This is a genomic window from Caldiplasma sukawensis, assembly GCF_052315375.1.
Taxonomy (GTDB): Archaea; Thermoplasmatota; Thermoplasmata; order Thermoplasmatales; family Thermoplasmataceae; genus Cuniculiplasma.
Window position 1 is genome coordinate 1 of sequence record NZ_JBLSDG010000017.1, and the last position, 17890, is coordinate 17890.

At 35.8% G+C, this 17890-nt stretch carries 14 protein-coding genes; 12 read left to right on the forward strand and 2 right to left on the reverse strand.

The genetic code is table 11. The features are described 5' to 3' along the window. The first annotated feature begins 346 nt into the window (after window positions 1–346). The 9 genes from ACNF4Z_RS07150 (at window position 347) to ACNF4Z_RS07190 (ending at window position 12775) form a co-directional block, all read left to right on the forward strand. Window positions 347–3013: an ABC transporter substrate-binding protein gene (locus ACNF4Z_RS07150; protein WP_458328553.1), complete on the forward strand. Its 2667-nt coding sequence runs from the start codon at window positions 347–349 to the stop codon at window positions 3011–3013. 122 nt (window positions 3014–3135) lie between these two features. Further along, window positions 3136–4128 carry an ABC transporter permease gene (locus ACNF4Z_RS07155; RefSeq protein WP_458328554.1) on the forward strand — a complete coding sequence of 331 codons (993 nt, stop codon included), beginning with the start codon at window positions 3136–3138 and terminating at the stop codon, window positions 4126–4128. An 11-nt stretch (window positions 4129–4139) separates the two neighbouring features. Then, window positions 4140–6407, forward strand: coding sequence for an ABC transporter permease (locus ACNF4Z_RS07160; protein ID WP_458328555.1), 2268 nt, complete (start codon window positions 4140–4142; stop codon window positions 6405–6407). Between the two features lie 4 nt (window positions 6408–6411). Next, window positions 6412–9279: an ABC transporter ATP-binding protein gene (locus tag ACNF4Z_RS07165; protein WP_458328556.1), complete on the forward strand. Its 2868-nt coding sequence runs from the start codon at window positions 6412–6414 to the stop codon at window positions 9277–9279. Further along, window positions 9254–9640: a hypothetical protein gene (locus ACNF4Z_RS07170; protein WP_458328557.1), complete on the forward strand. Its 387-nt coding sequence runs from the start codon at window positions 9254–9256 to the stop codon at window positions 9638–9640. The genes ACNF4Z_RS07165 and ACNF4Z_RS07170 overlap by 26 nt, the downstream gene beginning before the upstream one ends. Window positions 9641–9701: 61 nt before the next feature. Continuing rightward, the gene (locus ACNF4Z_RS07175; protein WP_458328558.1) at window positions 9702–9950 is read left to right on the forward strand and encodes a hypothetical protein; all 249 of its coding nucleotides are present in this window, start codon (window positions 9702–9704) and stop codon (window positions 9948–9950) included. Window positions 9951–10004: 54 nt separating this feature from the next. Next, the gene (locus ACNF4Z_RS07180) at window positions 10005–10334 is read left to right on the forward strand and encodes a winged helix-turn-helix transcriptional regulator (RefSeq protein ID WP_458328559.1); all 330 of its coding nucleotides are present in this window, start codon (window positions 10005–10007) and stop codon (window positions 10332–10334) included. Window positions 10335–10409: 75 nt separating this feature from the next. Next, window positions 10410–11147 (forward strand): ABC transporter ATP-binding protein, encoded by a 738-nt coding sequence (locus ACNF4Z_RS07185; protein WP_458328560.1) that lies wholly within the window; start codon window positions 10410–10412, stop codon window positions 11145–11147. Beyond that, window positions 11147–12775, forward strand: a complete 1629-nt coding sequence (locus ACNF4Z_RS07190) for an ABC transporter permease subunit (RefSeq protein WP_458328561.1) — start codon at window positions 11147–11149, stop codon at window positions 12773–12775. Before ACNF4Z_RS07185 ends, ACNF4Z_RS07190 begins: the two co-directional genes overlap by 1 nt. 7 nt (window positions 12776–12782) lie before the next feature. Here ACNF4Z_RS07190 and rnhB read toward each other — a convergent pair whose 3' ends face one another. Continuing rightward, on the reverse strand, window positions 12783–13391 hold the full coding sequence (gene rnhB, locus ACNF4Z_RS07195) for a ribonuclease HII (RefSeq protein ID WP_458328562.1): 609 nt from the start codon (window positions 13389–13391) through the stop codon (window positions 12783–12785). 87 nt (window positions 13392–13478) lie between these two features. On the opposite strand from rnhB, the gene ACNF4Z_RS07200 reads away from it, so the two are divergent. Together ACNF4Z_RS07200 and ACNF4Z_RS07205 are read left to right on the forward strand one after the other, a co-directional pair. Continuing rightward, on the forward strand, window positions 13479–14540 hold the full coding sequence (locus ACNF4Z_RS07200) for a polyprenyl synthetase family protein (RefSeq protein ID WP_458328563.1): 1062 nt from the start codon (window positions 13479–13481) through the stop codon (window positions 14538–14540). Between the two features lie 562 nt (window positions 14541–15102). Beyond that, a complete protein-coding gene (locus tag ACNF4Z_RS07205; RefSeq protein ID WP_458328564.1) occupies window positions 15103–15426 on the forward strand; it encodes a hypothetical protein in 324 nt (107 codons plus the stop codon). Window positions 15427–15508: 82 nt separating this feature from the next. Here the strand turns inward: ACNF4Z_RS07205 and ACNF4Z_RS07210 are convergent, their stop codons facing one another. Then, on the reverse strand, window positions 15509–15874 hold the full coding sequence (locus tag ACNF4Z_RS07210; protein ID WP_458328565.1) for a hypothetical protein: 366 nt from the start codon (window positions 15872–15874) through the stop codon (window positions 15509–15511). Between the two features lie 40 nt (window positions 15875–15914). Between ACNF4Z_RS07210 and ACNF4Z_RS07215 the strand changes: the two genes are divergently transcribed. Next, on the forward strand, window positions 15915–17123 hold the full coding sequence (locus ACNF4Z_RS07215; RefSeq protein WP_458328566.1) for a S26 family signal peptidase: 1209 nt from the start codon (window positions 15915–15917) through the stop codon (window positions 17121–17123). Window positions 17124–17890 lie beyond the last annotated feature (767 nt).

The following is a 17890-nucleotide window of genomic DNA, read 5'->3' on the forward strand; positions in this document are numbered from 1 at the left end:
CATTTATCTGAGAGCAGCAGAGATAAATGACAAATGGTCAATGAGATCATTGAGGGGATATTATAAATGCATTGATGAGATTAAGGAAATGTTCCAAAGGAGGTATCCTTTATAAATACACAACATTTGGGACACTATGATTTTATGCATTTTATTTTAAACATTAATAGGTTAAAAGAAACTTATTCGTTTAAAAAAAATAAAAACTATGATGTATTGCTTGATTAAATTTTTATTACATCATCTACAAAGCAAATAAATCAATAAGGATTTATCAAGAAATGAATTAAAAAAATAAAACATGATAATGAATAACATTTATATATAAAATTTAACATAACCATTTATGGATAGAAAGAAAGTAGCAATTGCAGCTATTTTGTCTATTCTTATGGTGGCAACATCGTTTGCCGTGATGGCTGGTTTGGGTGCATTGACCCCTACCACCAATCAGGCAGCTAATGTAAGTCATCCATTAAGTTCAGACAAAAGTTATGGAGTGAGCAGAAATGTGCCCACCACATCAAGCACACCCTGGACGATGCCAACCACGACTATGCAGGAACCCACCTATACAAATGGAACTTTTACAATCGGGAATGATTGTAACCCGAACACCTTGAATTACTTCACTGCAAACACATATTGTGATGTTTTTGTTATCGATGAGATATACGATTCATTGTACAACCAGCTTCCAAATGGTACAAGAATTCCTTGGCTGGCAGATGGTCCTGCAACAGTTACAGCTGTAAACACATCAATGAACCACACAACATACGATATAGAAAAAAATTCATGGATGAACTATTCATACATATACACAATTCACCTGAGACCTTACGTACAGTGGACTGACTGGAACGCAGCAAACGCATCATCAACATACACTTTTGGTAACCATACCTGCTTCTACTATAATGGAAACAAGACATACTTTAACTATACATGGGCTAACGTCACAGCTAAAACATACTACCTGCAGTCTCCAGATGTTGTTCTTTCATGGAGAATGGAAGCATCCCTGGGTATATGGCCAAGCGTTGTTAATGTTGTGCCAGTTAACAATCTGACAGTGGCATTTTATGTTACTAACAAGAACCTTCTTATAACATCAGATTTCACAAATGATATCCTACCATACCACATATGGGTACATCACGATTTTACAACAGTTAGTGGATTGTTCAATTCATCCAGCAAGTGGAACAATGGAACCTCAGGCGAAGGATATGAAGGATGGAACCTTGGCTGGAACCAGAAGACAGGTGCAGTCCCTGGCCTTGTTGGAACAGGTCCATTCATGGTAACAAACGGCTATGAAATGCCTCAGGGTGCGATTATACCATCTCACTATGAAATAATGTATGTGAACCCACACTACTTTGTACAGTATGCAAACGCTTCAAGTGGATTGAGGCAGTACACACCAAGAATTTATGCAGTGGATATGATAATATACTCATCAGAGTCAGACATGATTGCTGCATTCACCAAACAGCAGATTGATACTACTTTCCTAGCACCAACTCCGAACTTCTTACCAGAATTGGAATCAACACCAGGAGTATACATATATCACAAAACATCAAGTGCTTATGGATATTTCAGGTTAAACACAGCTGTAGCCCCATTGAATATTACTGCATTCAGGCAGGCCCTGAATTATGCTGTTCCTTACAACTATATAGACACTACAATAGCTCAGGGTTATGCAATACCATCCTCCAACCCAATTAATCCAACAAACACATTGTTTGTAAACTCATCAGCACCAATGTACACTGAGAATATGGCAAAGGCCAAGCAGTTGATAGAATCAATACCTGGAATGTCATATACAAGCAGTGGTACACTGGAATATCTAGGAACTCCAGTATCGCTAACCGTTCAGACAACCGTTGGTTCAGTTGCTCCAAACAACATAGAAACAATTGAAGCTACATTCTCCTGCTGGAACAAGCTGGGAATAGCAACAACTTTGAAAGAAGAAGCATTTACCACACTTGAAGCCAATATAGATGGAACAATAGGTGCAATGGTATACAACAGCACATCAAACGTTGTGACCTCACCTAGCAACCTTTACCAGATAGGAGTCCTTGGAATATCCACAGCTGTTGGCGATCCAGCATTAGACTGCGAGGAATCACTGAACCCTGTTTACGGTATTCCTCTGGATGACTTTGTAGGACCTTTCTCATCATGTACAATCAATGGACAGTTGATGACAGGTCCACAGGTGCAGGCATACTTTAACACTCAGACAACAACCCTCGTTAACACAGACAACTTCTCACAGGCTGTCAAAATAGTTGATAACTTACAGACTCTAATGATAAAGGAAGCCTACATGATTAACACGGGCTATGGAACAGATCTTGTTCCACTTCAGACAAGCACATTTACAAACTACTCTTTCACAGACTCACTTGCAATGTATGATTACTGGTACTGGACTTTCTTCTCAGTTGAACATAAGACAAGCGCTGTTTCCAAGTCCTCAGGTAATCTGACCGTGGATCTCTCAGTATCTCCTGGTACAAGTTACAAGGCAGGACAGTACGGTAATGTAACCATAACAGTTCTCAATGGTACAAAAGCCGTACAGGGTGCAACCGTACTTGTTGGATTTGATGCACCATACGGAGGTTTCCTTAACGTAACTTCCAACAATTTAACCACTAACAGTGCTGGTCAGGTAACATGGGAATTCGAAGTCGCTCCATATCTTGCAGAGGATATGAAGACCTGTAATGCAACCGGAGCTGTCGTTCCTGTATCCATACAGAACGTTACAATAAGCGTACTTGCAAAGTATTACCCAACTACTAACAAATCAATATTCTATGAAGGAACAAATTCAACACTAGTATCTCTGCTTAACCCAACCACAACAACATCAGCACCAAATTACACAATTTACTACATAATAGGCGCAGTGGTAGCAGTAATAGTGGTTGTGGGAGTTGTAGCGGTTGTGTTAAATGGAAGAAAGAAAAAGCTAAATTAAAAATAAATAATAAATAATATTTTTTTAAACTTTTTAAATATTTATTTTAAGAATATTTATTTTAAATAGTGAAATACAATTACCATAATCTTTATATTAAGTGATTGTACTGTGGATTTAGCATGAATAAGTATCTGTTGATGAGAAAGATCATACAAGATGTGGCTCTTGTTATCATCATGACAGTTTTAACTTTTGTTGTTTTTCGTCTGATGCCAGGAAACCCTGCAGAGCTTTTTTTTAAAGGAATTGAAAAGAACGGTCACCCAATAACAGCCCAAACCAAAGAGGCAATATGTGCTGAATTGGGGCTGTCTCATGGAAAATTTTCGCTTCAGGACTTTGAAACATACCTTTATCAGATGTTCACTTTCAATTGGGGTAAAGATTACATAAATGTTGGAGAAACAGTAGCAGAGGAGATTTCACTTGCTCTTCCTTATACCCTGGTATTGACAGGTTCAACTGCAATATTGTCCTATGTTATAGGAGTGCCTCTTGGAATATACATATCAAGGATAAGAGGAACTAAAAAAGAATCTGCAATTTTGAGTACTGCACTGGCCTTGAACTCAGTTCCATATTTTATAATTGCGATTCTTCTGTTTCTTTATGTTTCATATTATACAGGGCTGTTTCCATTATATGCAAACGTTCCTTATAGTGAGGTCACCACATTTACACCTGCAGGTTTTGTAAACCTGTTATATCACATTGCAATGCCTTTCATTTCGCTGTTGGTAATAGAAATGTTTGGTCATATGATAACAATGAGGGCAGCAATGGTCTCAACTCTTGGTGAGGATCACATACTTACTGCAAAAGCTAAAGGGGTTTCAGGTAAGGCCATTCTACGGAGACATGCTGCAAGAATTGCAATTATACCCGTTACAACAAGATTAGCCCTTCAGATTTCATTCCTAATCAGTGGTTCTTTACTAGTAGCAATAATATTTGATTGGCCAGGAATGGGTCCACTTCTTTATAATGCAGTTCTAAAGGAAGACTATCCTCTATCTGAAGCTGCAACATTTGTTATTTCATTAATGACTATTATTGCATATTCTATGATAGATTATATACATGCTTGGCTAGATCCAAGAATTAAGGTTTGAGGTGTGTATAAATGAATACTGAAAAAAGACAAATACCCATCAGATGGAAAAGATTGTGGAGGCAAGTCAAGATATTCTATTCCAGCTGGTATGGAAAGGCTGGAGTATGGATTTTGCTTGCATTTGTTGTTATAGCATTGTTGGCACCCCTTGCCACGCCAAATCCAAACTACAATTTTATAGCACCAGGAGTAGATACAACAATAGTAGATGAGATAAATCAAAACCATTTGAATGTAAAAAGTAATATTACAATCTATGGACCATATTCAACTGATGTAAACAATGAGGGGACAAGTGCTATATACTTTGGTCTTTCAAATGGTACTTTTTACTATTATTCACTTGGTCAACAAGGAACTAATAGCCATTTAGGGGAATATAAAATAATTTACAATGCAAATCTTACCGGATCAGAAAAAATGTATTGTCCAACAATGGTTTCATACACTAACGGCACCTATTATAAGGAAACTTTCCAAGGACTATCTCCTAATACGAGATACTCAATTGAAAGATTCTTATTCATGCCTTTAAGTAACGGTAAAATAGTAGTTGGAAGTATATTCTACTATTCTCAAAATTATTTCACTCCTGTATTTAATTTATACGAAAATATTACATATAGCGGGGTATTTTTTAATCATTCTGTTTCTAATGGTGTTTCAATAAATGGTTTGACAATAAGCTACAATAATCCTGCATTTGATTACTCTCCAGGTATAGGACTTGTTCCCGCACAGTACTTCTTTATAACATCAAATTCAAGTTCCTTTTATTTAAATGGATATAATGTCAGTCCATTAAACAGAATATTCGCACCTGTAAAGATAGATCTTAATAACATATATAACATTGAAATGTTTGGTTCCGATTTACCTTCAAGTCAGTATTATAGTGATGCCAGAATATTGATATACAATAAGACATCAATAGAATCTTTCTATGTTAACGGAACAAAGGCCTGGCAGGTATCTGGTCTGAACATAAATCCTAACGAATCCCTATATATCCCATTTGACTATCAATCCAGTTATACAGGTAATAATCCAGTCTACTTTATAAATAACACTTATGAAGCATCAATGATTTCGATGACAAACGGAACAGTTTTAAACTTTTTTAAATCTACCATTCCATTGACATCAGTGTCCACGACTCCAGGATCTTCAGGTCTTCCTACATATGTTGTTTTGATGTCTAATTCCAAAGCTTACATTTTCAATTTAACACTTTCTGGAAACTATGAAAAGAAAGTCTCACTATTACCTCCTAATTCGGGTTTATTTTATAGTCCAGCTTCTTATAACAGTGAGTCAGATTCTTTAATTTTTGTATCCAACGATGGAAAGGTGCTGTCATTCGCATTATCCTTCAGTTCAGGTGGTTTATCATTCAATGGATCGTTTTTATGGACTGCACAGGTTACTCCAGTTCCATCTTCTACATCAACACCCATATCATTCAGCGACAGAGCCTCTGGCTTTTCAGAAATTGCTTTTGTTTCAAACCTTAAATACATATACATATACGACTCAAATGCAAAGTCTGTAACCCCAATACCACCAATGGCAAAAACAGCCTCTGGCACTCCATTATACCTAGGAACAACTTACTATGGGCATGATGTATGGTCCTGGTTTATGGAGAGTTTCTATAATGACTGGATATTTGGATTAACAATAGGATTAATAACAATAATTCTTTCCCTACTGGTTTCCCTTTACGTAGGTTATAAAGGGGGACTCATAGGAGCTGCAATTGAAACTGCTTCACTTTCACTATATCTTATTCCAGGACTAGCACTTCTTATTGCTCTTGCATCAGTAATTCCTGGAGAGGCAAACTTTGCTGACCTTATCATTATTGTGAGTGCAATAAGCTGGCCCTTTTCAGCCTTCACATTGATCGGTCTTGTGAGGGGTGTTGCCTCGAGGTCCTATGTCGATGCCAGTAAAATATTTGGATCAAAAAGCACCGGAATAATGAGAAGACATATATTACCAAATCTGGGCCCCTTGCTCGTTTATCTGCTTGCACTATCTATAAGTGGAGGTGTTGGCGCAGTGTCAGGACTTGAATTTCTTGGACTGGCTCCACTTGATGTATCCACATGGGGTGGAATGCTGAACAGTGTTTATTCTGATTATTTCTATGTTGCCACTGAACCACAGTGGGTATGGCCTCCAGTTATCGCACTTACCCTTTTCTTGGTAGCATTCATATTTGTTTCAAGGGCACTTGACGAAGTGGTTAATCCAAGATTGAGAAAGAGGTGAAAAAATGCTAAAACAACTTATGAAAAATAGAACACTTATTGAGATAAAAGATTTAAAAGTAAACTTCAGGACAGTGGAGGGTATGGTTCATGCCCTTGACGACATAAATCTGGAATTGCGAGAGGGAGAAATACTTGGTTTAATTGGTGAGAGTGGATCAGGCAAATCTACTATTGCAATGTCTATTCTGGGATTACTGGCAGAAAACGCCGAGGTTGAAGGTTCTATAAGATATTTAGGTATGGAACTTTCAGTTGGAGGTGAAGAGGCCAGATTATCAGAGCATTATCAGCATTTAATTGATGAACTTGGAGAACTAATACTAAAGTTAGAGAACGGTGAAAGTGTTGAATTGGAGACTATTAAACAGATAATAGCATCAAAAGAAGATAATATTGATGTAAAAGAGACAAAGAAACTGGAAAAAGAAGAAATTGAAATGAAACTTGAAAATGAAAATCAAGATCCTTTGGATAAAAAGAAAGATGGAAAAGATGATGAAATAAAAATTGAAAGCATGGACAGAGAAGAGATCATCAGGCTACTTAAAACAAGAAAAAGGAATATAGAGAGTGTTACAAAAAATCGAAATCTTCTTAAAAAAATACTTAAGGCAAGGGCAATAAAGAAAGTTGATCAGAGACTTGCAAATGTAAGATGGGGAGAAATATCAATGATTTTCCAGGGTGCAATGAATGCATTTAATCCCGTTCACACAATAAGAAGACAGATGCATGAAGTATTCCAGTTTCATGATATCTTCAAAGATCTTTCCAAATATGGAGAGAGAGAATATTTTGATGAAAAGGTCTACAGAGCGCGGGCATATGATATGGCTATCAGGGAATATTCAGGAGATGATGAAAAACAGTTCAAGCAGGTTGAGGAAAGGATATACAATGAAATAATAATGGAAGCAAAAGCCAAAGTAAAAGAAATGAATGACATGGAGAAAAGGAAATATTTAGAATCAATAATGATAGAATCAAGCTGTTTAAAGGCCGGTTTCAATCCAAAGTTTTTAGATTCCTATCCACATGAATTGAGTGGAGGAATGAAACAGAGAGGTATCATAGCAATGGCACTTTGTCTTAATCCAAAAGTTGTAATTGCAGATGAGCCAACAACCGGTCTCGATGTTATCACTCAGGCTAAAATCATAAGAGAGTTGAAAAAACTCAAAGATGATGGAATAATAAAATCCATGATAATAATATCACACGATGTTGGTGTGGTATCACAGCTAGCAAATTTTGTAGCGGTGATGTATGCAGGAAGGATAATGGAATATGGATCTCCTGAATACATATTTCTCAATCAAAACAATCCTTACACATATGCATTGTTGAAAAGCTATCCATCACTAACAAAAGAAAAGTCCAGAATAATGGGAATTCCTGGGGCAGTTCCAGATCTTTTAGATCCTCCGGAAGGATGTTATTTCGCATCAAGATGTTTCATGGCACAGAATATATGTACCAAGGAAAAGCCAACAATAAAAACAATTGGTGAGGAGCATTATTCTCTATGTCACTATAATGAAGTGGACGAAGGGATTTATCTTGAAAAATTCAATGAAATGATAAAAAATGTGGGAGAATTAAAGGGAGAAAAAAAGACATCTAATGAAAATGAACCATTAATCTACACTGAAGATCTATCAGAATACTTTTTCGTTCATTCAGATTTGGGAACAAATCTTTTTGGAGGGGCAAACAGACCTGTGGTACATGCTGTTGAAAAGGTTAACATAAAAATACCAAAAGGTTCCATAGTTGGTGTAGTAGGAGAAAGCGGTTCTGGAAAGACAACACTTGGAAGATTGCTGGTGAATGCTATTAAACCTACATCAGGTAAAATCTATTTCAAGATAAAAAATCCACATGCCTTGCTTTCAGAACAATCTGAAACAAGTTCAAAAATTGAGGCCAAACTGGAAAAGGATCTGAAAAAGATGGATGAGAAAATGGCTAATGAACTAAGGCAAAAGGATGAGATCTATCTTGATGTTAACAGTGTATGGAAATCAGGAGAGCTCTATAAAATATTCAGATCAGAGGCCCAATTAATATTTCAGGATCCATACGATTCAATAGATCCAAAAATGGCAGTGTTTGATATTGTTTCTGAACCACTCATAATACAAAGAGATACAATAATGAGCAGAAGAAAGATGAGGGGAGAGGATGAAAACTTTGACCTGAACAAAGAGGTTATAAATGCTCTTAGTGTGGCAAATCTGAGACCACCTGAAAACTATCTTGACAGATATCCACATGAACTATCCGGAGGCGAAAGACAGAGGGTGTGTATTTCCAGAGTTATAACATTAAATCCATCATTTATAGTGGCAGATGAACCAATCTCTATGCTTGACGTTTCAATCAGGGCAAATATTCTAAATCTTCTATTAGAACTGAAGGAAAAATATAACACATCTATCCTATACATTTCACATGATATAGCCTCTGCAAGATATGTTTCTGACACACTTCTTATCATGTATCTGGGACAGATTGTTGAATATGGTCCAGCCGAGGACGTTATAAAAAATCCAATGCATCCATACACTAAAGCACTAATATCATCCGTCCCTAGCATAGATCCAAACTGGTCAAATCGTCAGATCGATATTATAGGTGAAATCGGAAATGCAATAAATCCTAAGCCAGGATGCAGATTTTATTCAAGATGTGTGTACAGAAAGGACAAATGCAAAGAAGAGGATCCACCAGAAATTGAGGATCAGGGTAGGGTATACAAGTGCTTCTTCAAACAGAATGAACTGAAAAGAAATGAGGTGGAATTTACATACAATGAAATGTATGAGGTTGTAGAGGAAATAGATGGAGACGACTTATCCGGAAACTGAGGATGAACTAATAAGAAGAAGGGAAAAGAGGAAGGTAAGGTTAAGGTTATCCACCCCTCCTCTTGCACTTTTAATTTCCATGACTCTTGTTGATCTTCTTCTCTATTTTTTAGGATTCACAGCAATAGCATCTGATCTGCCTCTTTTTTTCATACTAGCGGGTATGGTTCTATTTTTCTTTGGGGCGTTCTATGACTTTGGAGAGAAGAAATACATTCAGGCTATGATGCAAGCTAAGGCAAAAATAGATGAAAAGGAAAAGACAGGAATAAATAAAGAACAGTTGATCATGACCCTGATATATGCAGGAATTGGTGGGCTTTTTATTATAACAGGAATTTTTCTCTCATATATTGTATAATCAAAGGTAATTCATATTTAGAAAAAGTAAAATATTGTATTTATCATATGGATAGGATTTCATGATTAAGCTACCAAAGAGAGTATTTCCAATAATAATAAATGGAGTATTATCATTGATTCTTTACCTTTTATATGTCTACTTCTATGATCAGATAACACCCAGTTATTATTCAGCATTTGGTTCATCGCTTCAGGTAGGAACATCAATGCTATTCATAGCATATTTTTTCAGTGTTGTTATTCTAGTGTGTCAGTTAATAGTATTTGGAATTTCACTGTTAGCCAAATTTATAGGTCTTGAATCTTAATTTATAGAATATTAAAGCAAAATCATTTAAATAACTTAATGTAATTTTGTTATTATGATAAATGAAAAATCTCCGATGAACGATATATGTCCCGTAGTGGAAACAGTTAAGATAATTGGGGGAAGATGGGAGCTTATCATACTAAAATCACTTGTAGAAAAACCAATGAGATTCAATGAAATATTAAGAGAGGCAGATGGGATAAGTTCAAGAACCTTGTCAAGAATTTTGAGAAGACTAATGGAACTGGGAATTATAAAAAGGGAAGTGTTATCTTTGCAGCCTGTCACCATAATGTATTCTGTAACAGAAAAAGGAAATGATATAAAACCAGTTATTGCAGCGCTTCAAAAATGGGGGGAAAAATATCTGAAAGAAAAGTGAATTACTTTTCTTAATAATTTTATATCATAAACCGATGCCCAATAAGGGTGGTTACTTGGAACAACGTTTGAGGTTTTGGGCCTCGATTTCAGGTACGATAACGGTTATACAGTTTTTAAGAACATTAATTTTAGTCTACAGGCAAGGAAGTTTGTTTCAATAGTTGGGCCTTCTGGTGTTGGCAAATCCACCCTTCTCCGTCTTTTAGGTGGATTTATAAAGCCAAATTCTGGAAAGATTATGTTTCATAATATAGAGATAAGAAAACCCACCCCTCTAATTTCCATGGTGCATCAATCAATAGTAACCTTCCCCTGGATGACCGCATTGGATAATGTTGCCCTATCATTAAAAATTAAAAAATTTGACAAAGCCATGGTTGAGGAAAAATCAAAAAAAGCTCTGGAAATGGTGGGCTTATCTGGGTTTGAGGACCTTTATCCAAAAGAAATGAGTGGGGGTATGAGGCAGAGGGTTTCCATAGCAAGATCCTTGGCAGCTGAACCAAAGGTTCTTCTCATGGATGAGCCTTTCGCCCATCTGGACGAACTTACTGCAGAAGGTCTGAGACAGGATATTTATGGAATACTTTTTAACGAAGAGAACAGTTACCTGGAAAATGTGATTATGGTATCTCACAATCTTACCGAAGTAATAGAATTATCTGATACAATTATAGTTATAAATGGAAATCCTGCAACGGTTGTGGGTGTTGTTGAAGTTGATCTGGAAAGGCCAAGAAATCATAAAGACAGCAGATTTGACCAATATCTGGATATGTTGTATAATCTACTCACAAGGAGGTCCAAGTGATGACTTTTTTTTCCGACATTATTCTAATAATCCTGGCAACCGTTGCAACAACGGTACGTGTATTTTTTCTTATACTCCTGTCAATTCTGTCAGGATTTATTTTAGCATATGCCTCAATAAAAAACAGGTATTTTGAGAACATATTTATTTCACTTAGTGAAGTGTTTGAAAGCGTTCCTGTAATAAGTTTTTTTCCAATCGTTCTAATAATATTTGTTTCTAATATTGGAGGTCCCCTTGGAGTTGAATTGGCTGCAGATTTTCTGGTTTTTACGGCAGTAGTATGGAATATTTGGTTGGCTGAATATCAGGCATTCAAGACAATACCACCGGATTATGCGGAGGTGGGGGAGAATTATAATTTCAGTCTATGGAAAAAGTTAAGGTACATTTATATCCCATTTTCCCTACCAAGAATTGCCGCAAACATATTTCCTAGCTTTGCAGATGCTTTTTTTTACATAACAGTAAGTGAGGTGTTCTCAGTTGGAGCAAATACCTATGAAACATTTGGAATAGGCTATGTGCTGACATTATTTTATGGGAATCTAACACTTGAGTATACCACATTGCTAATCCTCTCAATCATAATTATAGCCTCAGTGTTGATTTTGAGGGAAATAACAGAGAGAATCGCCGCAAAATATACACTTGATACTGATCCGCAGATAAAAAGAAGGGGGAAAACAAGGATAAGAATTGCGTCCCGACTTTCATCATTGAGCAATATAAACCCACTTGAGAGGCTTGCAACGTACAATAAACAGAGGGAGAGGATGGTAGATGTGCAAATGGAAGCATTACAGGGAAGGGAAAGCAAAAGTTATGTGTTCAAAGTTGCAGGTATTATATCTCTTGCAGTTCTTATCTATCTTATTTATTCATCAGTAAAACTAATAATGTCAGTTAGTACGGGGGAGTGGAATTATCTTCTTTCAAAGACGCCCTTCCTTTTATATTCCCTTGGAATAGATTACATACGAGTGGCAGTAATAACATTGATAAGTTTTGTTATTGCTGTTTTTGCGGGGTATAAACTTGCAACAGGAAAATATGCAGAAAAGATAGGAATTCCATTGATCGAGGTTTTAAGTGCATATCCGGCTCCCGTTTACTTCCCTTTTCTGTTTATAGGTATACTTCCATTTGTCATTTCCATATTCGGAACCTTTACCTATGAAATTTTTGTTCTTTTCCTTGGTTTTATATCCACTTTCTACTACATTCTTTACAGTTTCTGGATGGGGGTAAAGGCAATGCCAAAGGATTATAATGAGGTTATGAAAAACCTTAATATGAATTTCTGGCAGAAATTGAGATATGTGATTTTACCGTCCACATTTCCATATATAGTTGCAGGTTTATCTTCAACTATTAACAGTGCTTGGGGGGGTTTGGTCATAGGAGAATACTGGCCGGATATAGCAGGCGGTAAAACTCTACAGGTACACACAGGTCTTATGAAAGTTCTTGATGTTGCAACTGACAGCGGTAATATAGCCCTTGCGGCATGGGCATCATTTCTTTTTGGAATTGTTGTTGTTATTTTCTCCATACTCTTTACCAGAAGAATGATGGAGCTTGCAAGAAAGAAATTTGTGGCAGAAGAGGGTATATACAGCTTCTGATTTTTTATTATTTCCTCATCCTTTTGAAGGTGATCCACTCTCTCCTCACTATCTCATCCACCAGTCTTTCATTGTTTACATTATCTCTTAGAAATTCAATTGTTTTAGGATCTGAAGGATATCCTGAACCACAATCACCATATTTTCTTCTTATTTTTTCCATTTCACTCTCTCTGTAGTGTTTTGCTACAATGGAAGCTGCAGAAACCACAGGGAAGTTTTTATCAGCCCTGTGGAAGCAAGAAACTTTTTTTCCTGTCAAATCCGAAAGTTGGGTACTCAATCTCTCTTCACTCACATCAAAGGAGTCAATAACAAAATGATCACAGTCAATAATTTCAATAAGTTCCTTGTATTTTTTGAATTCAAGTTCATTCAGGTTATTTTTCTTCATGAATGAGTTAATTTCAGATGAATTTATTATTACATATTTTATCTCAATTGCCTCATTTTTTATTCTCTCAAAAATATATTCCCTTCTGCCAGGTGTAAGCTGTTTTGAATCTTTTGCTCCTGCCTTTTTCATTGTTTCATCATCAGAAACAACAGAGGCTATTACCATGGGCCCGATAACAGGTCCTCTTCCTGCCTCATCCATTCCACAATAAATGCTCACTTTACGGTATGTTTTTTTGCATATAATACAGATATGATTTTAAAAAAGGAATAAATGAATTAATACCATACTTACATTCATCCTTATATGAATGATATGGATAAAAAATTCACAGATATTATGAACAGGGAGAGAGAGAAGATAAATGCTGCGCTCTCTGATTATTTCAATTCAATAATCCCCTCAATCCGAGACAAAAATATGGAAAAGGTTGTGGAAGAGCTCAAAAGATATACGATTGAAGGTGGAAAAAGATTACGGCCAATATTTGTTGTGCAGACATTTAAAATGTTGGGTGGTACCTCTGAAGAGATTTACAAAGCTGCAATTTCATTTGAGCTTTCTCAGTCCTTTTTTCTCATACATGATGATATAATGGATAAAAGCGATCTGAGAAGGGGAAAGAAAAGTTTTCACAGAAGGATGGAGGACCTCATTGGGGATATTAAGGAAAGGGAACATATGGGTATGAGCCTTGCAATTGTTGCGGGAGATCTGGCTGTTGATTATACTTATGATGCCCTGATTAGAGCGGACTTCCCACTTGAGTTGAAGATAAAGGCAATTAAAGAGATGACGGAAACAATCAAAGTTACAGGATACGGAGAGGGTCTTGATATGCTTTCATCAGCTGGAATTAAATTAAAATCAAATGACCTTGTTCGTATACACCTCAGAAAGACAGCAAGGTATACAATTGAAGGGCCCATGGTGATGGGAGCCTACCTGTCAGGAAATGAAAATCAGATAAAATTAATCAGGGCTTACGGAAATCTCGCTGGACTTGCTTTTCAGCTGGTGGATGATATAATTGGTCTCTACGGAACTGATGAGGAAATAGGAAAACCCGCCAAGAGTGATGTGAACGAGGGAAAACAGACTCTCTTGATGATAAAGGCGATGGAGCACGATAATGGCAGGTTCAAAAATGATATCGAAAGGATCCTCAGTTCCGGAAATGTTACAGATGAAGAATTCAATTATGTGAGACAGATAGTTATAAAAACAGGATCTCTCGAATTCTCAAAACGACTTGTTGAAAATCTTGCAGATTCAGCCAAAAAATACCTTGCAAAGATAGAGGGGAAGGAAGAGAATAAAGAATTTCTGATGTGGCTCACAGACTTTTTAATCAAGAGGAAACACTGAAAACACTCTCTAAAAGAGGACAAAATCAAATATTTTTTATATTAAATACAGGGAATATAAAGGCCATATGGAACCATTTAATGAGCATGATTTATTGATGAATCTGATTGAGTCAAATTCCCTCTAATTGTACAAAGAGTTTAAGGCACTTAGTGACCTCTCAGTGGAACACGAGATGGCATTGGCCTTGAACGACTTAAACCAATAATGTCAGGCACATATACAGTTATAAATAAGCACATAAAATTAACAAGTTTCCTTCCTGTAATATTTAAGATATACCAGGCAATGGAGAGCCCAATGAATCTATGAGTTCTCATACCACAATCGTTACTAATGATACAAGGGTGTCAAATCAAGAATTAGAATTTAGGGACATTATTTACCTATTTTTGTCAGGGTGGCCACTTTATCTTCTTTTTTTTAACAAGGATGGCCGGTACCTTCTATAAATTTAAATCAGTTAGTGGGTAATAGTAGAATAGTAATATATATATATATAAATAAGTAATTAATGTTTATGGAGTCGAATATCTATAAAAGAAACTCGGCTTACTTAGATATGCGCCTTCTATTTTATTTTGGCGTAATGGCAATTGCTGGGGTTTCTCTGCTGCTGATTTTGCATTTTGCCGGAGTAAGCTTGTTTGGAAGCTCGATAGTGGTAGCATATTCAAAAGGGTGGATAAGCTTTCAATCTGCTGTAGTTGGTTTGTCGGCTCTAGGAATAAGCAGTGGTGCGGCTATTGCGATTTTGAGTAATGTCACAGTAGGATCTGTTCTTGGAACAGCAGCGGCTGCGGCACTTGTCGACACTACTATAATAGATTGGATGGGGCCATGGGCATTGGTTCTACTTGCTGGCATAATTGCAGTTGCGGTCTAGAACAAATTATTTATTAATTAAATTTTTTTCTTAAATGAGGGTTAGTGATTTTGACAAATAACAAAGTTTCCGGCATTATTTTCTATGTGTGTGAGTATTTTACTACCATTTTCATAGTTTTGCTAACTTTGGATATATTGCGATTATTTCCACTTATAGTGAATTGTGCAGTAATAAGATACTCAATCATAGGGGCTATTATTTTTACTCTTTTCATCTTGTTTAATAAAATAAGTTCAATACTCAATGGAAAAAAGACACCATTGGTTAATATGGTTATCAATTCTTTAATAGATGTAACTTTAATCATTCCAATTTTCCTGTTCATTAGAAATAAAAGAATAACTAATAGATCACTTTCACCAAATGTTACGTTTATACTTGGGGCTATATATTTTTTCATTATTTTTACAGGCTCCTTTATTTTCGCAGAAATAGTATACCACATTCCGCATTTGTTAAATATTTTAGTTGGAAGTGGACATATAATGGTTACAAATACATCTCAGTTTCAATATCCCTCTTTAATAATAATACACAACTCTGTTTTTTTGGCAGAGATATTAATAGGGTCTTTCTTTCTTCTTTTACCGACTCTAGGGGCAATCCTTTCAGATAGCCTTATAACAACACCCATATTACTATATCTTATCACTACTGGACATTACAATTCCATATTGCCTCAACTTTTACTAGAGTTGATAGGAACAAGCCTTGCAACTGGGTCTGCGTTTTTAATTTTTTACACATTCTTTACATCCATGATTACAAGAAATAGAACTTACGATTTTATAAGAACGATGTTATATTCAAAGAAAGTTATATTATTTGGAATTATACTCTCCATCTATGCTTTTATTGTAGCGTGGCCCATAGAATCAGAACTTGTTCTCCTTCCCAACATTAATTCCCAGAATTGGTTTCATGCCATCTATCTGTTTGACGTAATAGTTATTATTATTTATACTGCTTTTTTATATGACATTCTTGTTAGAAAAGTTTTTCCTTTACAAAAGCTTATTTTGCCCTCTTTTTGGGCTGGAATTTTTCTATTTATAGTGCTGGCTGGAGGCGGGAAATATGAACAGACCCTAACTTTTGAATTGCTTCTCTTGGCGTTTTTCTCTTTGCTATATCCTACATTTGAATTGGCGAAGTCGATAGCAATACATAAGAATTCAAAGCGCTTTGATAATTTGCAAATAGGAACCTCTTTCGCTATTCATAAGATTATTGGCAAGAGTATGTTTCCTACACTGTATTCAGGGGATTACCTTATTACATATCTTACAGACGATAAGTTTCTATTTAAGGTGGGAGATATTATCACTTATGAACCTTTACTTGCATATTCACCCATTTCGGACAGCAGGTATGTGTCTCACAGGATAATTGAATTACGAAAAGATAATATTGTAACCAAGGGTGACAATCTTAAAAAAGCGGACCCTCCAATCAAACCGTTTAGAATTATTGGAGTAGCTGTTGCAAGTTTAGATACTAAAACATTTGTTTTTTCTTCGCTGACTGAGAGAGAAGAACTTTTGGAAATAGTAAAGGAAGCAGAACGTACAGTGGTGCAGGGAAAAGCTAATTTAAACAACATTGAAGGAAACATCAAAAAATCGTATTTTTACATGATTTTATTCTCAATTTTAATATCATTAGTTTTACCCATTTTATTTCTCTTTGCTTAATAGAGTTGAAAATAACACCGCTAAAGAAAGCCCGTATATTAAAGTTTGAAACCTTAAGGGCTTTTTTGGGACTCATGCTCATACACAGAGCAGATCTTGTAAATTAGCAAACCCACAGATAAGGGTGTACATAATAAAAAAAAGACAAGACTTAGTTGAGAAATCCAATAATATTTATGGAAATTCCTCCCATTTAGATATCAACGACGGAAAAATAATCTTACTCTTAAATTGTTATTGTCATCGTTCTGTCAAACTCCAATAACTTTTTAGAATTCAGTTGAAATTAAGAATAGAAAATAATTTTCATACGGAATAAGAATAACGAAGTAAGAGAAGGTTTTGTTTATTATTTTTATCTAGGAAAATATGGAAGCCTAATCTCGCAAATTCAAAATGAAAGAGGTTTTATATGATATACGAAATCTAATTAAGATATTATCAGAATTACATCCTGGCCCTTTCAGGAATTTAGGTTCACAGGTTAAATGATGAGAGAACTTTAAAATCCAGATTCTTAAAGATCTATTGTTAAATCATTGAAAGGCCCTGTGAATTTTTAAAGTTTATACCATCTTTTATATTCGATCTGTGTGGATTTTATTATCTTATCTTTACTAAATCTTAGAGGATTTCTAAAAACCCATTCCCTGAACAGATAAGGGAACAATAACATTTATTCATGGGATAGCCATGTTACTGTGTGAGTGACCTTTACGACACAGTTCTTAGGGAAAAGTACAGGCAATATTTTGTGAATGATCCAC